General features: G+C 70.7%; 20 protein-coding genes. 14 read left to right on the top strand and 6 right to left on the bottom strand.

Annotated features, from left to right (window positions below; translation table 11 throughout):
* Positions 1–30 precede the first annotated feature (30 nt).
* From ACZ3UD_RS30210 to ACZ3UD_RS30160, 11 genes are read left to right on the top strand one after another with little or no spacing between them, the layout of a single operon-like run.
* Positions 31–1,284 (top strand): beta-ketoacyl-[acyl-carrier-protein] synthase family protein, encoded by a 1,254-nt coding sequence (locus tag ACZ3UD_RS30210; protein ID WP_465594629.1) that lies wholly within the window; start codon positions 31–33, stop codon positions 1,282–1,284.
* Complete coding sequence (locus ACZ3UD_RS30205) at positions 1,281–2,147, top strand: MaoC/PaaZ C-terminal domain-containing protein (protein ID WP_465594626.1); 867 nt, start codon at positions 1,281–1,283, stop codon at positions 2,145–2,147. Before ACZ3UD_RS30210 ends, ACZ3UD_RS30205 begins: the two co-directional genes overlap by 4 nt.
* Positions 2,144–3,724, top strand: a complete 1,581-nt coding sequence (locus ACZ3UD_RS30200; RefSeq protein WP_465594623.1) for an AMP-binding protein — start codon at positions 2,144–2,146, stop codon at positions 3,722–3,724. Before ACZ3UD_RS30205 ends, ACZ3UD_RS30200 begins: the two co-directional genes overlap by 4 nt.
* Positions 3,721–3,978: an acyl carrier protein gene (locus ACZ3UD_RS30195; protein ID WP_401086863.1), complete on the top strand. Its 258-nt coding sequence runs from the start codon at positions 3,721–3,723 to the stop codon at positions 3,976–3,978. Before ACZ3UD_RS30200 ends, ACZ3UD_RS30195 begins: the two co-directional genes overlap by 4 nt.
* Positions 3,979–4,036: 58 nt before the next feature.
* Positions 4,037–5,056 (top strand): anthranilate phosphoribosyltransferase, encoded by a 1,020-nt coding sequence (locus ACZ3UD_RS30190; protein WP_465594620.1) that lies wholly within the window; start codon positions 4,037–4,039, stop codon positions 5,054–5,056.
* The gene (trpA, locus tag ACZ3UD_RS30185; RefSeq protein ID WP_465594617.1) at positions 5,049–5,942 is read left to right on the top strand and encodes a tryptophan synthase subunit alpha; all 894 of its coding nucleotides are present in this window, start codon (positions 5,049–5,051) and stop codon (positions 5,940–5,942) included. Before ACZ3UD_RS30190 ends, trpA begins: the two co-directional genes overlap by 8 nt.
* A gap of 51 nt (positions 5,943–5,993) precedes the next feature.
* Complete coding sequence (locus tag ACZ3UD_RS30180; protein WP_465594614.1) at positions 5,994–6,368, top strand: ectoine synthase; 375 nt, start codon at positions 5,994–5,996, stop codon at positions 6,366–6,368.
* Positions 6,369–6,425: 57 nt separating this feature from the next.
* The gene (locus ACZ3UD_RS30175; protein ID WP_465594611.1) at positions 6,426–7,571 is read left to right on the top strand and encodes an acyl-CoA dehydrogenase family protein; all 1,146 of its coding nucleotides are present in this window, start codon (positions 6,426–6,428) and stop codon (positions 7,569–7,571) included.
* On the top strand, positions 7,568–8,305 hold the full coding sequence (locus ACZ3UD_RS30170; RefSeq protein WP_465594607.1) for a phosphoribosylanthranilate isomerase: 738 nt from the start codon (positions 7,568–7,570) through the stop codon (positions 8,303–8,305). The genes ACZ3UD_RS30175 and ACZ3UD_RS30170 overlap by 4 nt, the downstream gene beginning before the upstream one ends.
* The gene (locus ACZ3UD_RS30165) at positions 8,302–9,024 is read left to right on the top strand and encodes a beta/alpha barrel domain-containing protein (protein WP_465594604.1); all 723 of its coding nucleotides are present in this window, start codon (positions 8,302–8,304) and stop codon (positions 9,022–9,024) included. The genes ACZ3UD_RS30170 and ACZ3UD_RS30165 overlap by 4 nt, the downstream gene beginning before the upstream one ends.
* Complete coding sequence (locus ACZ3UD_RS30160; RefSeq protein WP_465594601.1) at positions 9,021–9,863, top strand: alpha/beta hydrolase; 843 nt, start codon at positions 9,021–9,023, stop codon at positions 9,861–9,863. Before ACZ3UD_RS30165 ends, ACZ3UD_RS30160 begins: the two co-directional genes overlap by 4 nt.
* Before the next feature lie 257 nt (positions 9,864–10,120).
* Here ACZ3UD_RS30160 and ACZ3UD_RS30155 read toward each other — a convergent pair whose 3' ends face one another.
* From ACZ3UD_RS30155 to ACZ3UD_RS30130, 6 genes are all read right to left on the bottom strand, one after another.
* Complete coding sequence (locus ACZ3UD_RS30155; protein WP_465594598.1) at positions 10,121–10,756, bottom strand: DUF6875 domain-containing protein; 636 nt, start codon at positions 10,754–10,756, stop codon at positions 10,121–10,123.
* Entirely contained in the window at positions 10,753–11,352 is a 600-nt protein-coding gene (locus ACZ3UD_RS30150) for a hypothetical protein (protein ID WP_465594595.1), read from the bottom strand. Before ACZ3UD_RS30150 ends, ACZ3UD_RS30155 begins: the two co-directional genes overlap by 4 nt.
* 44 nt (positions 11,353–11,396) lie before the next feature.
* Positions 11,397–12,791 carry a pyridoxal phosphate-dependent decarboxylase family protein gene (locus tag ACZ3UD_RS30145; RefSeq protein WP_465594592.1) on the bottom strand — a complete coding sequence of 465 codons (1,395 nt, stop codon included), beginning with the start codon at positions 12,789–12,791 and terminating at the stop codon, positions 11,397–11,399.
* A gap of 183 nt (positions 12,792–12,974) precedes the next feature.
* Complete coding sequence (locus ACZ3UD_RS30140; protein ID WP_465594589.1) at positions 12,975–13,727, bottom strand: SDR family NAD(P)-dependent oxidoreductase; 753 nt, start codon at positions 13,725–13,727, stop codon at positions 12,975–12,977.
* Positions 13,724–14,710, bottom strand: coding sequence for a 3-oxoacyl-ACP synthase III family protein (locus tag ACZ3UD_RS30135; protein ID WP_465594586.1), 987 nt, complete (start codon positions 14,708–14,710; stop codon positions 13,724–13,726). The genes ACZ3UD_RS30140 and ACZ3UD_RS30135 overlap by 4 nt, the downstream gene beginning before the upstream one ends.
* 11 nt (positions 14,711–14,721) lie before the next feature.
* The gene (locus ACZ3UD_RS30130; protein ID WP_465594583.1) at positions 14,722–14,976 is read right to left on the bottom strand and encodes a hypothetical protein; all 255 of its coding nucleotides are present in this window, start codon (positions 14,974–14,976) and stop codon (positions 14,722–14,724) included.
* A 298-nt stretch (positions 14,977–15,274) separates the two neighbouring features.
* Here ACZ3UD_RS30130 and ACZ3UD_RS30125 point away from each other — a divergent pair, with 298 nt between their 5' ends.
* Genes ACZ3UD_RS30125 through ACZ3UD_RS30115 form a run of 3 tightly spaced genes read left to right on the top strand, consistent with a single transcriptional unit; the run spans position 15,275 to position 19,315 of the window.
* The gene (locus ACZ3UD_RS30125) at positions 15,275–16,171 is read left to right on the top strand and encodes a class I SAM-dependent methyltransferase (protein WP_465594580.1); all 897 of its coding nucleotides are present in this window, start codon (positions 15,275–15,277) and stop codon (positions 16,169–16,171) included.
* Between the two features lie 10 nt (positions 16,172–16,181).
* Positions 16,182–17,780 carry a flavin-containing monooxygenase gene (locus tag ACZ3UD_RS30120; RefSeq protein ID WP_465594577.1) on the top strand — a complete coding sequence of 533 codons (1,599 nt, stop codon included), beginning with the start codon at positions 16,182–16,184 and terminating at the stop codon, positions 17,778–17,780.
* Complete coding sequence (locus ACZ3UD_RS30115; RefSeq protein ID WP_465594574.1) at positions 17,777–19,315, top strand: FAD-binding protein; 1,539 nt, start codon at positions 17,777–17,779, stop codon at positions 19,313–19,315. The genes ACZ3UD_RS30120 and ACZ3UD_RS30115 overlap by 4 nt, the downstream gene beginning before the upstream one ends.
* The last annotated feature ends 15 nt before the right edge of the window (positions 19,316–19,330 follow it).

The following is a 19,330-nucleotide window of genomic DNA, read 5'->3' as shown; positions in this document are numbered from 1 at the left end:
TTTACGCCTCTTACGCCTCAGGGAGCAGACATGCCTCGATCGCCGAGGGGCAGTTCGGCGCAGCCGCCCGTGGCCATCACCGGCATGGGCGTGGTCACCCCCGGCGGGTGCACCCCGGACGAGCTGTGGAACGCGCTGCGGGCCGGCCGGTCCACCGCCACCGAACTCACCCATTTCGACCTCAGCCGCCACCGGGTACGGATCGGCTGCCGGGTCCGCGGCCTCGACGGCCTCGACGGGCTCGTGCCGGCCAAGGACGTCCGCCGGATGGACCCCTTCGCCCACTACGGCACGGCCGCGGCCCTCAGCGCCCACCGCGACGCGGGATCGCCCACCGCCGAAGCCGGCCGCACCGCCGTCATTGTCGGCAATGCCGTCGGCGGCCGCGCCACCAGCGACTTGGAGTCCGCCCACTTCACCGAGGGCGGACCGGCCAAGGTCAACCCGCTGATGCCGCTGATGACGATGCCCAACGCGGCCGCCGCCCAGATCGCCATCCGGCTCGGCTGGACCGGCCCCGCCCTGACCGTCGCCAACACCTGCGCCAGCGGCGCCGACGCCGTCGGCCACGCCCTGATGCTGCTCCAGACCGGCCGCGCCGACCTCGTCATCGCGGGCGGCTGCGAGCACACACTCACTCCGGTCACCCTGGCCGGTTTCGGCAACCTCAACGCCGTTTCGCTGCGCAACGACGACCCGGAGCACGCCTCGCGCCCCTTCGACAAGGACCGCGACGGCTTCGTGATGGGCGAGGGCGCCGGATTCGTCGTCATGGAACGGCTGCAGGACGCCCGGGCGCGCGGTGCGAAGACGTACGGGCTGGTCGCCGGGTACGCGGCCACCGCCGACGCCCACCACCTCTCGATGCCGCTGCCCGACGGCGCGGGAGCCGCGGCCGCCATGGCCGGAGCCATCGCCGACGCCGGTCTCGACCCCGGCGACATCGTGCACGTCAACGCCCACGGCACCTCCACCCCGCACAACGACCGGTCCGAGGCCACCGCTCTCGCCAAGGTCTTCGGCACCTCTCAGCCGCCGGTCACGGCCCCCAAGTCGGTCATCGGCCACCTCATCGGCGCCGCCGGTGCCGTCGAACTCATCGCCACCGTGCAGGCCATGCGCAGCCGCGAGGTACCGCCCACCGCCAACCATGAACAGCTGGAGCCAGGAATGGACATCGACGTCGTCCACGGCGCGCCCCGCGCCGTGCGCTCGGGACCCGCGATCACGAACTCGTTCGGTTTCGGCGGCCACAACTCCTCCCTCGTGGTGACACCGGCATGACGCTCCTGTCGCCCCCCTCGGTCCCCCCGATCCCCTCCCGGGTCCGGACGGTCACCGTCACCGAGCCCGGGATCACCGGGTTCCGCCGCGCCGCCCGGCGAGGGCTGCCGGATGCTGCGCCGGGCCAGGCCTCTCCCGTCCACGCCTTCGTCCTCGCCCACACCGTGGCCGAGGAAACCGTCGCCGCGCTGACCGCAGCCGAGCCGGGCCCGGTGTCCGTGGTCCACCTCGGCCAGAGCATCCGCACCGTCCGGCCCGTCCGGCCCGCCGAGCAGGTGACCGTACGGCTGGACGTGCTCGGCATCCGCAAGGAGCCGCGCGGCGCGCGGGTCGAGCTCGGGGTCGAGCTCGTCGGCGAGGACGGCCCGAGCCCTTTCGCGGAACTGGTCATCTCCGCCCTGCTGGTGGGCGCGACCCTGCTGGAGCCGTTCGGCACCGTCGCGGGCGGCCCCGCCGCCCCCGCCGCGGTGGGGAGCGGCGAACCGCAGACCGCGGTGCACACGCTGACCACTGACTGGATCCGTGCGTACGCCCACGCCTCCGGCGATCTGAACCCCATCCACCTTGACGCGGAGGCGGCCCGCGGGTCCGGGTTCGACACCGTCATCGCGCACGGCATGAGCGTCGTCGCCCTCGCGGTGGAGGAGGCCGTGGACCGCTTCGTGGCCGGCGACTCCTCCAGGGTGCGCGGCCTCGGCTGCCGCTTCTCGGCCCCTGTGCCTCCCGACGTGCCACTGGAGATCGTCTTCCAGCCCGACGCCGAAGCCGGCGTCGTCCGTTTCACCTGCAGGACGCCGAAGGGCGCGGCCGTGAAATCGGGCTGGATCGAGTTCGCCGCCCCGGCGGAAGGCGGTCCCCGATGACCGAGCCCACGCCCGGCAGTGCGCCCCTGGGCTCGGCCGCCGGCTCCGAAGAGCTCGGCATCATCGGGGGGTTCCTCACGCAGGTCAAGACGCGGCCGGACGCCACCGCTCTCGTCTTCAACGCGGCGGAAACCAGCTACCGCGAGCTGTACGAGCTCGCCGGGCAGGAACGCGGGCGGCTCGCGTGCCTGGATCTCGCTCCGGGGGTGCCGGTCGGTGTCCTGGCCGACAAGTCGCCCGGTGCCGTGGCGCTCGTACTCGCCTGCTTGCTGGCCCGGCGGCCGGTGATGCTCCCGTCCCCTGCCCTCGCCGACACCCTACTCGCCGACCTCTTCGCACAGGCCGGCTGCACCCATGTCCTCGCACCCGGCGGGGAGCCCGCCAGGGTCACGCCCAACGCGGCGGTCGCGGCCCAGCCGTTGCCGGCGGAGGAGGCCGCCGGCGTGGCCTTCATGCTCACCACGTCCGGCTCCACCAGCCTGCCGAAGATCGTCCCGCTGGGCATGGACGCCGTGGACCGGTTCATCCAGTGGGCCGGCCCGGCCTTCGGGATCGGCCCCGGCCGTACCGTCCTCAACTACGCCCCCCTCAACTTCGACCTGTGCCTGCTCGACGTCTGGACCAGCCTCGCCCGCGGCGCGAGCGTGGTGCTCGTCGACCCGGCGCTGGCCGCCCACGGCCACCACCTGAGCGACCTGATCCTGCGCCACGGCGTCCAGGTCGTCCAGGCCGTCCCAATGGCCTTCGGGCTCCTGAAGGCCGCGGCGGACAAGAGCGGTGACAACTTCCCCGGGGTCGAGCACGTGATGTTCACGGGCGACGCCATCCCCGACCGGACCCTCGCCGCCCTGCCCGCCCTGTTCCCCGGGGCCCGCGTCCACAACATCTACGGCTGCACCGAGACCAACGACAGCTTCGTCCACGAGGTCGACACGCGGGCCGCCTCCTTCGCGGCCGTACCCATCGGCCGGCCGCTGCCCGGTGTGCGGGCCCTCGTCCTCGACCCCGACACCAACATCGTCGTCGAAGGGCCCGGCAGCGGAGAACTCTTCGTCTCCACGCCTTTCCAGGCTCTCGGCTATCTCGACCGCGTCCGGCACGCCGACAAGTTCACCGCCCACCCGCTCGGCCTCGACGACCGCCGCTGGTTCCGCACCGGCGACCTCGTACGGCGCGACGCCGCCGGCACCCTGCATCTGACCGGACGTACCGACTTCCAGGTCAAGGTACGCGGAGTCGCCGTCAACACCGCCGAGATCGAGAGGGTCCTGCTGGAACACCCCGGTGTACTGGAGGCGGGCGTCGCCGCCCGGCCCGACCCGATCGCCGGCAGGACGCTCGTCGCCGGCGTCCAGCGCGCCCCCGGTTCCGCCCTGACCGGCCTGGAACTGCGCAAACACTGTGCCCGGCGCCTGCCCAGGGCCGCCGTGCCCAACCGGCTCACCATCACCGACGCGCCGTTGCCGAAGACGGCCACCGGAAAGGTCGACCGCAACGCGCTCGACCACCTCGACCAGCCGAGCTCCTCCACCACCACGCCCGTCGCCGTACCTCTCGCCGAAGGAATCGCGTCATGAGCAACATCGACACCATCAAGAACTTCATCATCACCGAGTTCCTCCCGGGCACCGCGGCCGACGAGCTCTCGACCGACCACGACCTGCTCAACGACGGGGTCATCGACAGCCTGGGGGTCCTCAAGCTGATCGCCTGGGTCGAGGACCGCTTCGAGCTCGTCATCGGCGACACCGACCTGAACCCCGACAACTTCCGCAGCGTCGCGGCGATCGACGCTTTCATCACCGAGTCCCGCCGCACGGCGGACGCGTAGCACCGCCCACCCCTTCATCCCTGATTCATCCCCGACGGAGATGAGAAGGAGCCCGACCGTGCATGACGCACTCACCGGCCTGCTGAAGCAGCAGGCCCCGGTCGGCCGCGAAACCTGGCGGTCCTGGTGGGACCAGCTCGGCGACGGCAGTCTCGACAGGGCCGAGGCCGTCGCCCTGCTGGCCGCTCTGGGCAGCCGGCTCCCCGACCACCGGACCCTGCGCCACCTGGTGGACTCGCTCGCCGAGCGCCGGACGGCGAACACGGTGCCCGCCCGTTGGGACGGCACCGTCAACGTCGTCGGCACCGGGGGCGGTCCCAGGACCTTCAACATCTCCACCGCCTCGGCGTTCGTCGCCGCGGCCACCGGGGTCAAGGTCGTCAAGAGCGGATCCCGGGCCTACACCAGCTCGCTCGGCTCCGTCGATCTGCTGGAGCGGCTCGGCGTCCGTCTCACCTCCTCCTACGCCCAGACCGAGGACACCCTCGCCACGTACGGGATCGCCTTCGCAGGGCCCTTCGTCTACCCGGCACAGCTGACGCGGCTGGCACGGACCGTGGCCCCGCTGAGCATGAAGCCCTTCGGCCGCTTCCTGAACGCCCTGGGGCCCTTCCTCGCGGACCTCCCGGTGACCGCCCAGGTCACCGGGGTCTCGGCGAACGCCCCCCTCGGCACCCTGCGTGAACTCGCCGCGACCACGACCGGTCGCCGGATCTGGCTGGCCTCGAACGACAGTGGCGCGGACGAACTGCTGCCCTTCGTGACCAACACCGTCCACGGGGAAGACTCCCGGAGCCGGATCATCCGGCCGGGCGAACTCACCCCGGGCGACGGCTCCTTCGAGGATCTGAGGCCCGCCGCCGAGCCCGCCGGAGCGGTCGACCACTTCCTGTCCGTCCTCTCCGGCACGGCGGGCGCGGTGGCCACCCGCACGGTCTGCCTGGGTGCGGCCGCCCTGGCCGTGGCCGCTGACACCCACCCGGACTGGCGCTCCGCGTTCTCGCTGGCCGAGGAGGCGGTCCGGTCCGGCGCCGCTCACGACCTGGCGCGGGCCGTGCGGGCGGTGGCCCGTGCGTAGGCCTGCGGCGGTCACGACGACGACCGGGACCGTCACGGCCGGGACGGGGTCGCTCCCCTCCACGGGAGCGACATCGGCCCCCGCGCCCTTCTTCGCACACCGCGCTGCGGGCCGGGGCCCGGGACTCGCGGTGTTCCTCAACGCCGGCGACCCGCCGCTGCCGGTCCTGCGGGACCTGGTCCTCATGCTCGACAAGGAGGGGGTGGACTGCCTGGAACTGGCCGTCCCCTTCCCCAATTCGGTCACCGACGGGCCGGTCGTCCGGCGGTCGGCGCGCCGGGCGATGGACCACGGCGGGGTGGGGCTGGACGACGTCCTCGCCTTCCTCGCAGGCGTACGGCCGCAGCTCACCCGGACCCGGATCGCGCTGCTCGCCGATTGGAGGTACTCCCTGGGCCACCGGGACCTGGCCGCCGTCACCCGGGACATCGCCGCGGCGGGAGCGGACGGTCTGCTCATCCATGCGCTGCCCCCTCGCCTGTGCGAGACGCACCGGGAGTCCGCCGCGGCCGCCGGACTCCCGATCGTCACCACCTGCTACGCCGAGAGCCCGCCCAAGACCCAGGCCGAGGCCGCCGCGCACGCCTCCGCCTACCTCTATCTCGTCGCCCACTACGGACGCAGCGGGACCGCACCCGCCGCCGGCCACGCCGCGCTGGCCCAGACGGTGACCGGGCTCCGGGCGCAAACACGCTCCCCGATCGCCGTCGGCTTCGGGGTCAGCACGCGGCAGGACGTGGAGGCCGTGGGGGCCAGTGGCGCCGACGCCGCGATCATCGGCTCCGCCGCGGTGGCCGCCGTGGAGCGGGCGCAGGAAGCCGGCCTCGATGTGACCGAGGCCTTCCGTGACTTCGTCCGCTCGGTCCTGCCAGTACCGCCGCACTGAAACCTTTCCCAGTCGAAGAGCTCCACCACCCATCCTGAACAGGAGATTTCCGTGATCATTCGTGACATCGAGTCGGTGAAGACCGTCGAGTGGGGCAACGGCCTCAGCCGCCGCTTCCTCGTGGCCGAGGACGGCATGGGCTACTCGCTCACCGACACCACCGTGCTGGCCGGCACCAAGTCCCGCCTGGAGTACGTCAACCACCTGGAGGCCTGCTACTGCATCGCGGGCTCCGGCGAGGTCATCGAGCTCGACGGCACCTCGCACGAGATAGTCCCAGGCCGGATGTACGCCCTCGACCACCACGATGCCCACTACCTCGTCGCCGGCCCGCACGAGGACCTGCGCCTGGTCTGCGTCTTCTCGCCGGCCCTGCGCGGCGACGAGGTCCACAACCTGGACGCGCACACCTCCTCCGCCTACTGAGCACCGCACCCGAAGCGCCACTCGTCCGAACCATCAGTCCGATCAAAGGGGTCCGTCGTGCTCCGTTGGAACACCGACCAGGTAGATCTACGCGAAGGCCTGGAACGGTGGGGGGACGCACTCAGCGCAGACCACATCGAGCTCGACGAACAGTCCGCCTTCCCGCAGGACAAGTGGAAGGTCGTGCAGAAGACCGGCATCCTCGGACTGCCCTTCGACGAGGACTACGGAGGCATCGGCCAGTCCCTCCTCACCACCATGTACGTGCTGGAGGGCCTGGGCGCGTGCAACCGCGACTCGGGCCTCAGCTTCTCGGTCACCACGTCCATGTGCTCCACCGGAGTCCCGCTCCAGCAGTTCGGCACCGTGGAGCAGAAGGAGCGCTACCTGCCCGGGATCTGCTCGGGCGAGATGATCGGCGCCCATGCCGTCACCGAGGCCGAGGGCGGCTCGGATGCCATGGCGATGACCACCAGGGCCGTCCGTGACGGGGACGACTTCGTCATCAACGGCAGCAAGGTGTTCGTCAGCAACGGGCCGGTCGCGGACGTGATCGTGGTCTACGCCCGGACCCATCCGGACGGCGGCCCGCTCGGAACGACGGCGTTCCTGGTGGACAGGAACACCCCCGGACTGACCGTGGGCAGGCCCGTCAAGAAGATGGGCCTGCGGACCTCGCCGCTGAGCGAGCTGTTCCTCGACGAAGTCCGGGTGCACAGGAGCGCGGTGCTCGGCCGGGCCGGGGGCGGGTTCCTGGTCCTGGACCACGTGATGAAGCGGGAGATCCTGTTCTCCTTCATCGTCAATGTGGGCGAGATGCAGCACCGCCTCGACCGGTGCGTCGACTACGCGACGACGCGCAAGTCGTTCGGAAAGGCGATCGGTTCGTACCAGAGCATCGCCAACAAGATCGTCGACGCGAAGATCCAGCTGGAGACCGCCCGCAAATGGCTCTACGACACGGGCGAGAAGCTGGAAGCCGGCGAGGACGTCACCGTGGACCTCGCCATCTCCAAGCTCGTCACGAGCGAGAGCAATCTGGCGACCAGCCTCACCGCCGTGCAGATCTTCGGCGGCCACGGCTACATGTCGGAGTACGGCCTGGAGCAGGACGTGCGCAGCGCCGTCGGCGGCACCATCTACTCCGGCACCAACGAGATCCAGTACAACCGCATCGCCTCGATGCTGGGACTCGGCAAGTGAGCACCCAACACCCGCTGCCCCCGGCCCTGCTGAAGGTCTGCGGGGCCACGGCCCCGCAGGACATCGAAGCGGCGGCGGCCGCCGGGGCGCACTGCGTCGGGCTGTGGCACGGCGTATCCGGCGGCCCGTCGGAACTGGATCCGGACGGGCTCGCCGCCCTCTCTTCGGCGGCCCGTTCGGTCGGCCTGCTGCCGGTCCTGGTCACGTTCCTGGCTGATCCGGACCGGCTGACCGAGATCGTGCGGCGCACCGGCGTCGGCTGGGTGCAGCTGCACGCGTACCAGCCTCCGGCGGTCGTACGGGCCCTGCGCGGGGCGCTGCCCGCAGAGGTCGGCATCGTCAAGGTGCTGCACGTGGCGGAACACAGCGGCTGTGTGGAACGCCCGCTGATCGGCGCGTACGAGCGGGCCGGCACCGACCTCTTCCTCCTCGACACCACCACCGAGGACGGCCGGATCGGCAGCACCGGCCGCACCCTCGACCCGGCCCGCGTCAGGGACCTGCTGCCCCGGCTGTCCCGGCCCTTCCTGCTGGCCGGGGGCCTGACCCCGGCCAGCCGCCCCGCACACGAGGAGACCGTACGCCACCCCGGGTTCCGCGGTATCGACGTGGACACTGCGGCGCGCGCCCCGTCGACCGGTGGCTTCGGGAAGGCGGAGGTCGCAGCCCTGGCTCGCGCCTGGTGCACGGACACCCGCGTCCCCGACCACCCCCGGATGGAGCCGTTGCGATGACGAAGCGGAACCGCACCGAGTTCCCGTTCCTCGAGGCCCTCCTGGCCTCCCCGACCCCCGTGGTGATGGAGGTGAAACGGCGCGACGCACACGGGTACGACCTGCTCGGCGGCAGGACCCCGGCCGAGATCGTCGGGGCGTACGAGACGGCGGGCGCGCCCTGTGTCTCGGTGGTGACGGGCCACTGGTTCGGCGGCTCGCCGGCCCTGCTGCGGGACGTGGCGGCGCTGACCGGCCTGCCGCTCCTCCAGAAGGACTTCATCACCAGGAAGGACCAGATCCGCACAGCGAAGGATCTCGGCGCGACGGCGGTGCTGCTGACAGCAGCCCTGCTGCCCGGGTCGAGCATGCGCACGCTGGTGACGGAGTGCCTCCGGACCGGTCTCACCCCCTTCGTCGAGATAACGAAGGAGTCCGAGCTCGAACCGGTCCACCATCCCGCCGAGTGTGTGATCGCGGTCAACAACAAGGACATCAAGACACGTGAACGCGGCGCCGGTGACCCGGGCCGCTCCCTGGACCTGCTCCCGGCGGTCCGTGCGACCGGCACCGCGTGCCCGGTGAGCGCGAGCGGCATCGACGACCCGGCCACCGCCGCCGGACTCCTGGACGCCGGGTTCGGCGGACTGCTGGTGGGCACATCGTTGCTGCGCAGCGGGTCGCCGGCGGCGTGGATGGACGCGGTGGCGGGTGCGCGGACGGGACCGGCGGTCCGATGACGACTGCCCAAGACGGCATACCCGTGTACAAGCTGAACGCGGCGGGTGTCCCGCTGTCGGCGATCCTGGCGCTGCCGGAGGGCCGGGCGGCCCGGTCCACGATCCTGGCGATCCACGGCCGGGGCATGCGGGCGGCGTACTGGAACTCCTTCATCCCCCTCGCCACCGGCCTCGGGCATGCGGTACTGGCCGTCGACCGCCCCGGGTACGGCGACTCTGCACACCTGCTTCCCGAGGGCCAGACCTTGGCCGACCAGGCCGAAACGCTCCAGGCGGCCCTGAAGGAGCACGCCTGCGGGCACGACATCGGCGCGGGGGTCCTCCTCCTGGGCCACTCGGACGGCGGCAAGGTGGCCTTCCACACGGCCGCCGCGGAGGGCGGCGTACGGCTGCTGGGCCTGGACGTCTCGGGCGTCGGCTACCGGTACCACCCGCAGGCCCTGCGTCTGCCGTCCACCCTCGGCGGCGGGGCCATCGGGCTCAACTGGGGCCCCCTGCGCCTCTACCCTCACGGCACCTTCCGAGCCAGCCGCGCCCTGCTCTCCCCGACCCCGCCGCGCGAGTCGGCGGAGACGGTCCACTGGCCCGCCCAGTACGAGGCCCTGGCCCCGAACGTGCGCGTCCCGGTCCGGCTCACCTTCGCGGAGCACGAGGCCTGGTGGCGCCTGGACGATCCCACGCTGACGTCGATGACCTCCCGCCTGGCCTCGTCCCCGCGGGTGACCGTGGAGCACCTCCCCGCCGCGGGCCACAACATCAGCCTCGGCCACACGGCCACCGCCTACCACCTGCGCGTCCTGACGTTCCTTGAGGACTGCCTGCTGGCCGCGCGGTCCTGACGCGCGGCCCCGACCGATCCGACGACCCGGCGGCGATGGTCCGCCACACCGAGGGATGACGCGCACTCGGCATCCCCTTCGCCGCCGACCCCTCCCAGCACCTCGCCCGGCCGACCGACCGGCGCCCGGGTACTCGCCTTCGTCGCGACGCCCGCCGGCTCTTCATCAACGGAAGCCACGACGGCAGCCGGCATGACGACGGACGGCTGACCGCGCCTGACGGTACGGGCGCGGTCAGCCTCCGACGACAAGGGTGGTCAGGCGTTCACGACCAGGCTCACCAGCTGGTCCCGGATCCGGGCTGGGATCTCCGGCGCGAAGCGCTGGAGATAGTGGTCCATGTGCGACTCCTCGCTCACCAGGAACGGAAGGTCGAAGACCAGGAGCTTGCGGACCGCCAGCAGCGGCAGCGGGGCGCGCAGCGGGCGGAAGGCCTCGTTGTAGAGGCCCGGCTCCTCGCACACCGGGTGGAACTGTCCGATCATCAGCCCGTCCGCCACGAACTCGTCCTTCGCCTTGCGCTGGAGCTCGTCCAGTTCCACCGAGTCCGTGGGGTCGAAGCCCGGCAGGACCAGGAGGATGACCAGGAGTTCACGCTCCTCCGGCGACAGCGGCTCCGACAGGGCCGTATGGCGGGTGCGCAGCGAGTCGACCGCCGAGGCCAGGTCGTCGCAGTCGGCGGACGGCAGGGCCAGGTGGAACAGGTCCTTGCGCAGCGAAGGCTGGGTGTACGGGCACACCGGACCGGTCCGGCCCAGTTCGGGGTGGCCGGAGACCAGGAAGTCCCCGCTCCACCTGAGTACTTGCTGAAGCTGACCCAAGGAATCGGCCGGCACCTCGCCGCGGGCGACCTGGCCGGCGGTCCACGTCTGGATCAGGTCGTCTCCCCTCATCGGGGGTCCCTCCACATCGGTCGGAGCGTGGGTCCGCCACCGGGCAGGACTATGTCCCCGCCCAGACGGCGGAAGCCGGCGCGTCGGCTCACGGCTTCGCCGCCCGGCGAGCTGGCTTCCGCGTAGACGCCCGCGGCTTCGGCGTCCGCGCGGGCCAGCAGGTCGCTGACGAGCCCGGAGATCAGACCGCCCTTCTGGCGTTCAGCGCGGACCGCGCCGAACGAGATGTAGTAGTGCGGCGGTTCCTGCGGATGGCGCTGCGCCTGCAGGCGGGTGATGGTGCGCAGTGCGTCCGTGTGCTCGCCCAGGACACCGGCGAAGGCCGCGTCCAGGGCTCCCTCGTCCGGTTCGGCGCCCGGCGGCAGGAAGAGCAGCACCGCGTCGCCGTCAGGGGTGGTGAGCACCCCGTCGTAGGCGGCGGAAAGTTCGACGAACACTCGGAAGAATCCCGGCAGCAGCTCGGCCCGCAGCCGCTCGTCGGGGATCAGCCAGCGGGTCAGCGCGTCATCGTGGAAGCTGGAGGAGAGCAGGGCACACAGATGGGTGACGGTCGATCGACTCAGCCGGTTCGAGGAGGATGAAGCCGTCGTGGTCAAGACAAGGGCCTCCGTTCAGAGGGGAAGGGATCGCGCGAGGGCGCTCAGGCCGTCGTGCGGACGCCTGCGGCGAGCTCTTCCACACGAGCGTGCAGGGTCGGTAGGTAGTGCTCGAACTCCGGCTTGATCAGCACGCTGCGCATCACCCGCGCCGCCTCCGCGTCCGCTGCCACGTGCGGGTGACGCCGTGTGAACGCACCGGCGTCGGCGCGCAGCACACTCAGGAACACCGGGTCCGCCTCCGCTGTCATGGCGTCTCGCAGCAGCCGCTGCGACGCCGCGTCGATCGAGGACAGCGAGGCGTCGGCGGTCGCCGGGAAGTACGTCACGATGTCGAGGTCCGGGTGCTGGTACAGCTCCAGTTCGCCGGACGCGGTCAGCAGGTCCGCCCACCTCAGCGCGGCCCTGCGGTTCGCGGAGAGGATCCGCCCGAAGCCGTCCGGGGTGAGCGGCAACAGTTGCAGGGTCAGCCACAGGCCGGCGGCCGCCGCGCCCGCCCGCGAGCACTCCAGGCTGATCTCGCCGAGGTGCAGGTCCGAGTCGGTGAAGTAGGTGTACGGCGAGTCGTGCGCGAAGTGCCGGCCCGCGTGCGGGTCCGGGAAGAGGACCGCCCCGCAGCCGTACGGTTGCAGCCCCTGCTTGTGCGGGTCCACCACCACCGAGTCGCATTCGGCGATCGCTCGCCAGGGCGCCGCTTCGATGTCTGCGGCGCCCGCCCTGCCGAGGACCGCGTAGAAGCCGCCGTACGCGGCGTCGACGTGCACCCGCGCCCCGTAGCGGCGCGCCAGTGGCAGCACCTCGTGCACCGGATCGACCGCTCCGAGCCCGGTCGTGCCCGTGGTGACGACGACCGTGCCGATCCGCCCGCCGCGTAGCGCCGACTCCAGCGCACCGAGGTCGATGCGGCCGTGCTCGTCGGCCGGGATCCGGTGGCCCTGCATGCCCAGGACGTGACACATCCGCTCATGGGTGTAGTGGCACTCGCTGCTGTACGCGATCCCGCGTTGCGGGTGCAGCTGCCGGGCGACGTACAGGGCCTCCAGGTTGGCGATCGTGCCGCTGGTGGTGAGGTGCCCGGTGCACTGGGCGAGGCCGAACATGGCCGCCAGCTCCGCAACCGCCTCACGCTCCATCTCGGTGGTCGCTGGACCGCCCTCGGCGGCGTGGTTGTTGGGGTTGAAGAGCATGGCGGTGAGGTAGCCGGTGACCGCCGCCGGGTGGGGCGGCTTGACCATCTGTCCCGCGTAACGCGGGTGGAAGAACGGATAGTTGTGGTCCATCCGTTTGGCGAAGCGCTCGAAGGCCTCTGCGAACGCGTCGGGGTGCACGCGGTGCGCGTCGTGGGTCTCGTACGGGCCGAACCGCCCGCCCCACCGTTCCGCCACCCCGAGCGCGTGCGGCAGCCATTCGCGCAAGTCGTGCAGGTCGTGCAAGTCCACGGGACCTCCCCCCAGCGGCCGCCCAGGGCGGCACGAGTCAGACGTACGCGGGCATGCGCACGCCCATGAGGAGGATCGCGGAGACCCCGCAAGACCCACGCAACGCCGGGCGAGGACGCGCCCAGTCGGGCGCTCGGCCGTACACGGGGCCCGGTGTGCCGAAACGGTGGCGAGCGGGGGCGGTCAGGTGATGGACACGCCGCTGTCAATACTGATGACCTGGCCCGTCATGCAGTCCTGGTCCAGGAAGAGCCCGAGACTGCGGGCGACTTCTTCGACCGTGACGAAGCGGGGGATGGGAGCCTTGTCCTCCATCCCCTCGATCACGCGATCCGGGAGGGTCTTCGTCATACCCGTGATCATGAAGCCGGGCGACAGCGCGTTCACCGTCACCCCGCGCCGGCCGCACTCCGCCGCGAGGGTGCGTGTGAGGCCGATCAGACCTGCCTTGGACGCCGAGTACGCCGTCTGGCCGGCCGTCGCGATGATGCCCGATGGGGAGACGATGTTGATCACCCGGCCCCACCGCTGCCGCAGCATGTATGGCACCGAGACCCGCGCGGTGTGGAAGGACCCGATCAGGTTGGTCTGGATCACCTGTGCCCAGTCCGCCGGGTTCTGCATCGCCATCAGGCTGTCCTTGCGGATGGCCCCGTTGTTCACGAGGACGTCCACCGGGCCCAGCTCGATGGAGATCTGCTCGTAGAGGGCCTGGGTGGCCTCCCACGAGCCGACGTCACCCGTCACCAGGGCGGACGGGTTCGTCAGCTTCTCCTGGACGGCCTCGGCGGCCTCCCTGGAGCTGTTGTAGTGGACCGCGACCCGGCAGCCGAGCGCGTCCAGCTCCAGTGCCAGCGCCTGGCCCAGGCCGCCCGAGGCACCGGTCACGAGCGCGACCGGGTGCTCCGGGCACTGACCCGTACTGTTCTTGCTCATGCGGTGGCACCGCCCCATTCCATCAGGATCGAACCCCACGTCATGCCGGCCCCGAAGCCGGCCAGCAGGACCTTGTCGCCGGGCTTGATCCGGCCCGCTTCGAGGGCCTCCGTCAGCGCGATCGGAATCGACGCCGAGGCGGTGTTGCCGTATTTCTCGAGGTTGGTGACCAATGCCTCCTGCCGCAGCCCGGTGTGTGCCAGGATCGAGTTGATGATCCGGATGTTGGCCTGGTGCGGAACGACGTGGTCGACGTCCGCCGCGTCCACCTTGGCGTTCTCCAACGTCTCGCGGACCGTGCGGACGGTGTAGCGGACGGCGTTGAGGTAGATCTCGTTGCCGTTGATCTGCGCGTAGTGGAGGCCCGCGGCCACCGTCTCCGCAGTGGTCGGCATCCGGCTCCCGCCAGCGAGCACCTTGAGCGAGCCGGCGCACGAGCCGTCCGCACCCAGGTTCCATGCCTTGACCCGGTTCTCCGTGGCCGGCTGGATGACGACCGCACCCGCGCCGTCGCCGACGAGGATGGACAGGTCCCGGTCGGCCGGGTTGGCCGTCAGGGTATGGGTGTCGGAGCCGATCAACAGGATCGGGCGGGGGTCGATGGCGATCAGCGCCATCGCGGACACCAGCCCGTAGACGAAGCCCGCGCATTCGGAGTTGACGTCGTGCGCGCTCCCCGAGATGCCCAGTTCGTGGTGGACGAACGCGGACGTCGCCGGGGACGGCTGTTCGGGAGTGGCGGTCGCGACGATGAGGTGGGCGATGTCGGCGCCGGTCAGGCCCGCCTTCTCCAGCGCGCGCCGGCCGGCCTCGGCGGCCAGGGAGGCGGTGGTCTGCCCCGGGCCGACCGCCCGACGCTCGCGGATGCCACAGCGGCTGACGACCCAGTGCTCGTCGACGCCGAAACGCTCGGCGAGCTCGGCACTGGTGACGATGCGTTCGGGCACCGCCATGCCCCACCCCGTGATGTCAAAGCCGGTCACGTCAGCCCTCGCTACGCCTGAGCCGGGACGAGCAGGACGATCTTCGCGTACACGTCACGCAGGGTGGTCGTGTCGTCGAGGTCGGCGAAGAGCGACTCGTCGGCCGGAATGTGCGGGTACTGGGTCTGGAAGCCGTACAGCCACTCCATCAGGTCCAGCGAGTCGACGTCCGCGATGTGCTGGAGCGGGGCGTCGGGGCTCACCTCTGCGGCACCCGAAACGGCCTCGAGCTGGCTCGCCAGTTCTTCGATGGTGGGCAGCGACATGGGGTCGGTCCTCTCGACAGTGCGTGTGTGCGATTTCGGGAGTGATGAAATCCCCGCCCCCGCAAGGAAGGCGCAAGACCGAGCCTTCGCCGTCTTCGAATGTGTTGGTCGGCGGGGCCGGCGCGACGGCCCCGCGGGGTGCTCGCGCTGTCAGGCGGGGATGGTACTCCTGTGGCAGCGCGGTCCCGGCCGTACCGCGAATCCGCCCCGTCTTGCGCACGCCTTGCGGTGCATCCGGTTTTCTCGGACGCGAGTTCGGAAGTACGCCCCGGCGGACAGTCAGAAGCGAGGATTCAGGATGACAACGGTCGCCCCCAAGTCGGTGGACCCCGAGGTCGATGCGATCAGGCACCACTACGAGGTCAGCAACGATTTCTACCGGCTCCTTCTGGGCCCCACGATGATGTACTCCGGCGGCTACTGGGAGGCCGGCGAGGACCTGGTCGCCGCCCTCGACGAGGCCCAGGAGCGCAAGCTCGACAAGTTCGCCGAACTCGCGAACGTGGCGACCGGCGACGTCAAGCGCGTTCTGGACATCGGCTGCGGCTGGGGCACCATGCTCAACCGCCTGACCACCGTGCACGGCGCGGAGCAGGCCGTCGGCCTGACCCTGTCCCGCACCCAGGAGGCCTTCATCGCGGGCCTCGGCAACCCGCGCATCACCACGCTGGTCCAGAGCTGGGCGGACTACAAGGTCGCGGACGACAGCGAGAAGTACGACGCCGCGTTCTGCATCAACGCCCTAGAGCACTTCGTCTCCTCCAATCTGCCGCCGAAGGAGCGCACCAAGCGCTACCGCTTCTTCTTCCAGCAGGTCGCGAACGCCCTGAACCCCGGCGCGAAGTTCGTACTGCACACCATGACCGCCGAGGCGCTGCCGATGAACCGCGCGCTCCTCGACGACCTGAAGTTCCTCCAGCGCTCCGAGTTCGAGGGCTGCCACATCCCGCACCTGAGCGAGCTGAGCGCCGCTGCCGAGGGGCTCTTCGAGATCGACGAGATCGTCAACGAGCGCGAGTCCTTCGCGATGGCCTGCCGCGCCTGGCTGGTCCTGCTGGCCGAGCGCCGGGACGAGGCCGTCGCCATGGAGGGCGAGGAGGTCGTCAACCGCTTCGAGCGCTACCTCGACATCTTCGCGTACACGCTCGAGGACAAGTTCTTCAACAACTTCCGCGTCACCATCACCCGCCGCTGAGGAGGACGACGTGACGAGCATTCTCGAGCCGGCCAAGAACGGCGGGGCACCTACGGGCACCGGGACGGTCTCCGGCGGGCACGGCCCGACCCGGCATCTGCGGGTCGCGGTGATCGGCACCGGCTTCTCGGGCCTGGGCACCGCCATCCGGCTGCTGCAGTCGGGCATCGACGACTTCCTGGTGTTCGAGCGGGCCGACGAGGTCGGCGGGACCTGGCGCGACAACAGCTATCCGGGGTGCGCGTGCGACGTCATGTCCCACCTCTACTCGTTCTCGTTCGCCCAGAACCCGAACTGGAAATCCACCTTCGGCAAACGCGACGAGCTGTACGCGTACCTGCGTGAGACGGCCGACCGCTTCGGCGTGCGCCCACACATTCGGTTCGGCCATGAACTCCTGGCCGCTCGCTGGGACGACGTCGAAAGGCACTGGAAGATCGAGACCTCGCAGGGCGACTACACCGCGCAGATCCTGGTCACCGGCACCGGCTACCTCAGTGAGGCGGCCGTACCGGACATCAAGGGCCTGGCGGATTTCGACGGGAAGATCTTCCACTCCTCGAACTGGGACCACGACCACGGTCTCGCCGGCCGCCGGGTCGCCGTCATCGGTACGGGCGCCTCGGCCATCCAGTTCGTCCCGAAGATCCAGCCCGAGGTCGGGCAGCTCGACCTCTACCAGCGCACGCCTCCGTGGGTCGGCCCGAAGAACGACAAGCCCACCAGCCCGCTCCAGGCCAAGCTGCTGCGCTCGGTGCCCGGCTACCAGAACTTCCGGCGGAACTTCAACATGTGGGGCCGGGAGGTCCTGGCCTTCGTGATGGCCCGCCCGAAGGTCGCCGGGAAGATGCAGAAGATGGCGAGCGACCATCTGAAGAAGTCGGTCCCGGACGAGGCGTTGCGTGCCAAGCTCACGCCCGACTACGTCATGGCGTGCAAGCGGCTGCTCTTCTCCAACACCTGGTACCCGGCGCTTCAGCAGCCCAACGTGGAGCTGATCACCGATGGGATCGAGGAGGTCCGCGCCAAGTCGATCGTCGGCAAGGACGGGGTCGAGCGCGAGGTCGACACCATCATTCTCGGCACCGGGTTCCAGGCCACCGACCGTCCGGTGGCGCGCCGGATCTGGGGCCGGGGCGGCGTGCAGCTGCGCGAGGCGTGGAAAGACGGCATGTCCGCACACCGCGGCACCACCATCGCCGGCTTCCCCAACCTCTTCATGCTGCTCGGCCCGAACACGACGTTGGGGCACTCCTCCCAGGTCGTGATGATCGAGGCGCAGATCGCCTACGTCCTCGACGCGCTGAAGCAGATCGAGAAGCGCGGCCTGGCCAGCGTCGAGGTCCGGCAGGAGGCGCAGGACGCCTACAACAAGGCGCTCGATGCCAGGCTCGACGGCACCGTGTGGAACGCGGGCAACTGCAAGAGCTGGTACCTGGACGCGAACGGCCGCAATCCGTCGATCTGGCCGACGTACACCTGGCGCTTCCGCAGCCAGACCAAGCGCTTCGACCTGAGTGAGTACCAGCTCGCCTCGCAGGTGCGCACCAGCAAGGCCGGTACCTCACCAGTAGCAAGCCATGCCGATCGGGAGGCGGACTTCAGATGAGCACTACCCCAAGAACCGCCGCCGGGGCCTCCGAGGACGCCGTCGCGCAGCCGTCGCGGCGCAAGTTCCTCGGCGGCATCGCCGCCGCGGCTGTCGTGGTCGGCTGGAACGCGGTCGACCGGACCTGGGCGACGGCCGCCGAGGCCGCCGGCGACGCGCGCGTCGTCCCGGTGCCGCCACTGAGCGGCACGCTGGAGACGGCGCCGGCCACGGTCGAGGCCTTCGGCAAGGACTTCGGCCACCTGTGGGACGCCGCGGGCAACAGGCCGTGGGCCGTGCTTCGGCCGGGCGGGGTCGACGACATCGTCGCGATCGTCAACTACGCCCGGGCGAACGGCATCAAGGTCGCGGTCAACGGGCAGGGCGGTAGGGGCGCCGACCTCGAGTCGCACTCCGTGTACGGCCAGGCCCGGGTCCCCGGCGGCATCTCCATCGACGCCAAGGGCATGTCGAAGATCCTCTCGATCGGCAGCGACCACGCCGTGGTCGAGGCCGGTGTGACGTGGGGCCAGCTGACCGACGCCGCCCTGGCGCTGGGCAAGACCCCGCCCGCGCTGACGGACTACCTGCACCTGTCGGTCGGCGGCACCATCAGCGTCGGCGGTATCGGCGGCACCGTACAGAGGTACGGCCTGCAGTGCGACACCGTGCAGTCCATCGACATCGTCACGGGCGACGGCAAGCTGGTCACGGCCAGCCCGTCGGTGCGGTCGGAGCTGTTCAACGCGGCGCTGGCGGGCGGCGGCCAGGTCGGCATCATCGTCCGGGCAACGGTCGCGCTGATCCCGGCGCCGGCGCGGGTGGTCCTCTTCAGCCTCTTCTACAACGACGTGGAGACCTACCTCGCGGACGCCGAGCAGGTGATGGAGGACGGCCGGTTCGAGATCCAGGCCGGCGAGATGCTCCAGAAGCCGGACGGTTCAGGCTGGCGCTACAAGATGGAGGTCGGTGCCGCCTACGACACGACCCCGCCGGACCGCGACGGGCTGCTGGCCGACCTGAGGGACGTACGGGCCGACGCGGTCATCGAGGATATGACGTACCGGGCGTACGCGTTCCGGATCGACGCGGCCGAGGCGTATCTGAAGCAGGCGGGTTACTGGCCAGGGCCCAAGCCCTGGCTGAGCATGTTCCTGCCGGCGTCGAAGGTGAAGACCTTCATGAAGCAGGTCGAGCAGGAGCTGACCCCGGCCTCGCTGGGGGGCGGGTTCCTGCTCTTCTACCCGTACGTCACCTCGAAGATCGGGCGGCCGCTGGCGATGCAGCCGAACGAGTCGGTCGCCTATCTCTTCGACCTGCTGCGCTTCCCCAACCCGGGTGAGCCGAACATCCAGGGCATGCTCGACCAGAACCGCCGGCTGTACGACACTGCGGTGGCCATGGGCGCCAAGCGCTACCTGGTGGGCGCGGTACCGAACATGACCCAGGCCGACTGGAGGGCCCACTTCGGTAACCGCTGGACGGCCTTGCGCGCAGCCAAGGCGAAGTACGACCCCAAGAACCTCTTCACTCCCGGCCAGGGCTTCTTCGCCTGACCGCGACCCGAGCGC

The organism is Kitasatospora sp. NPDC023118 (genome assembly GCF_055560875.1).
This window is presented reverse-complemented; position numbering and strand designations above follow the sequence as displayed.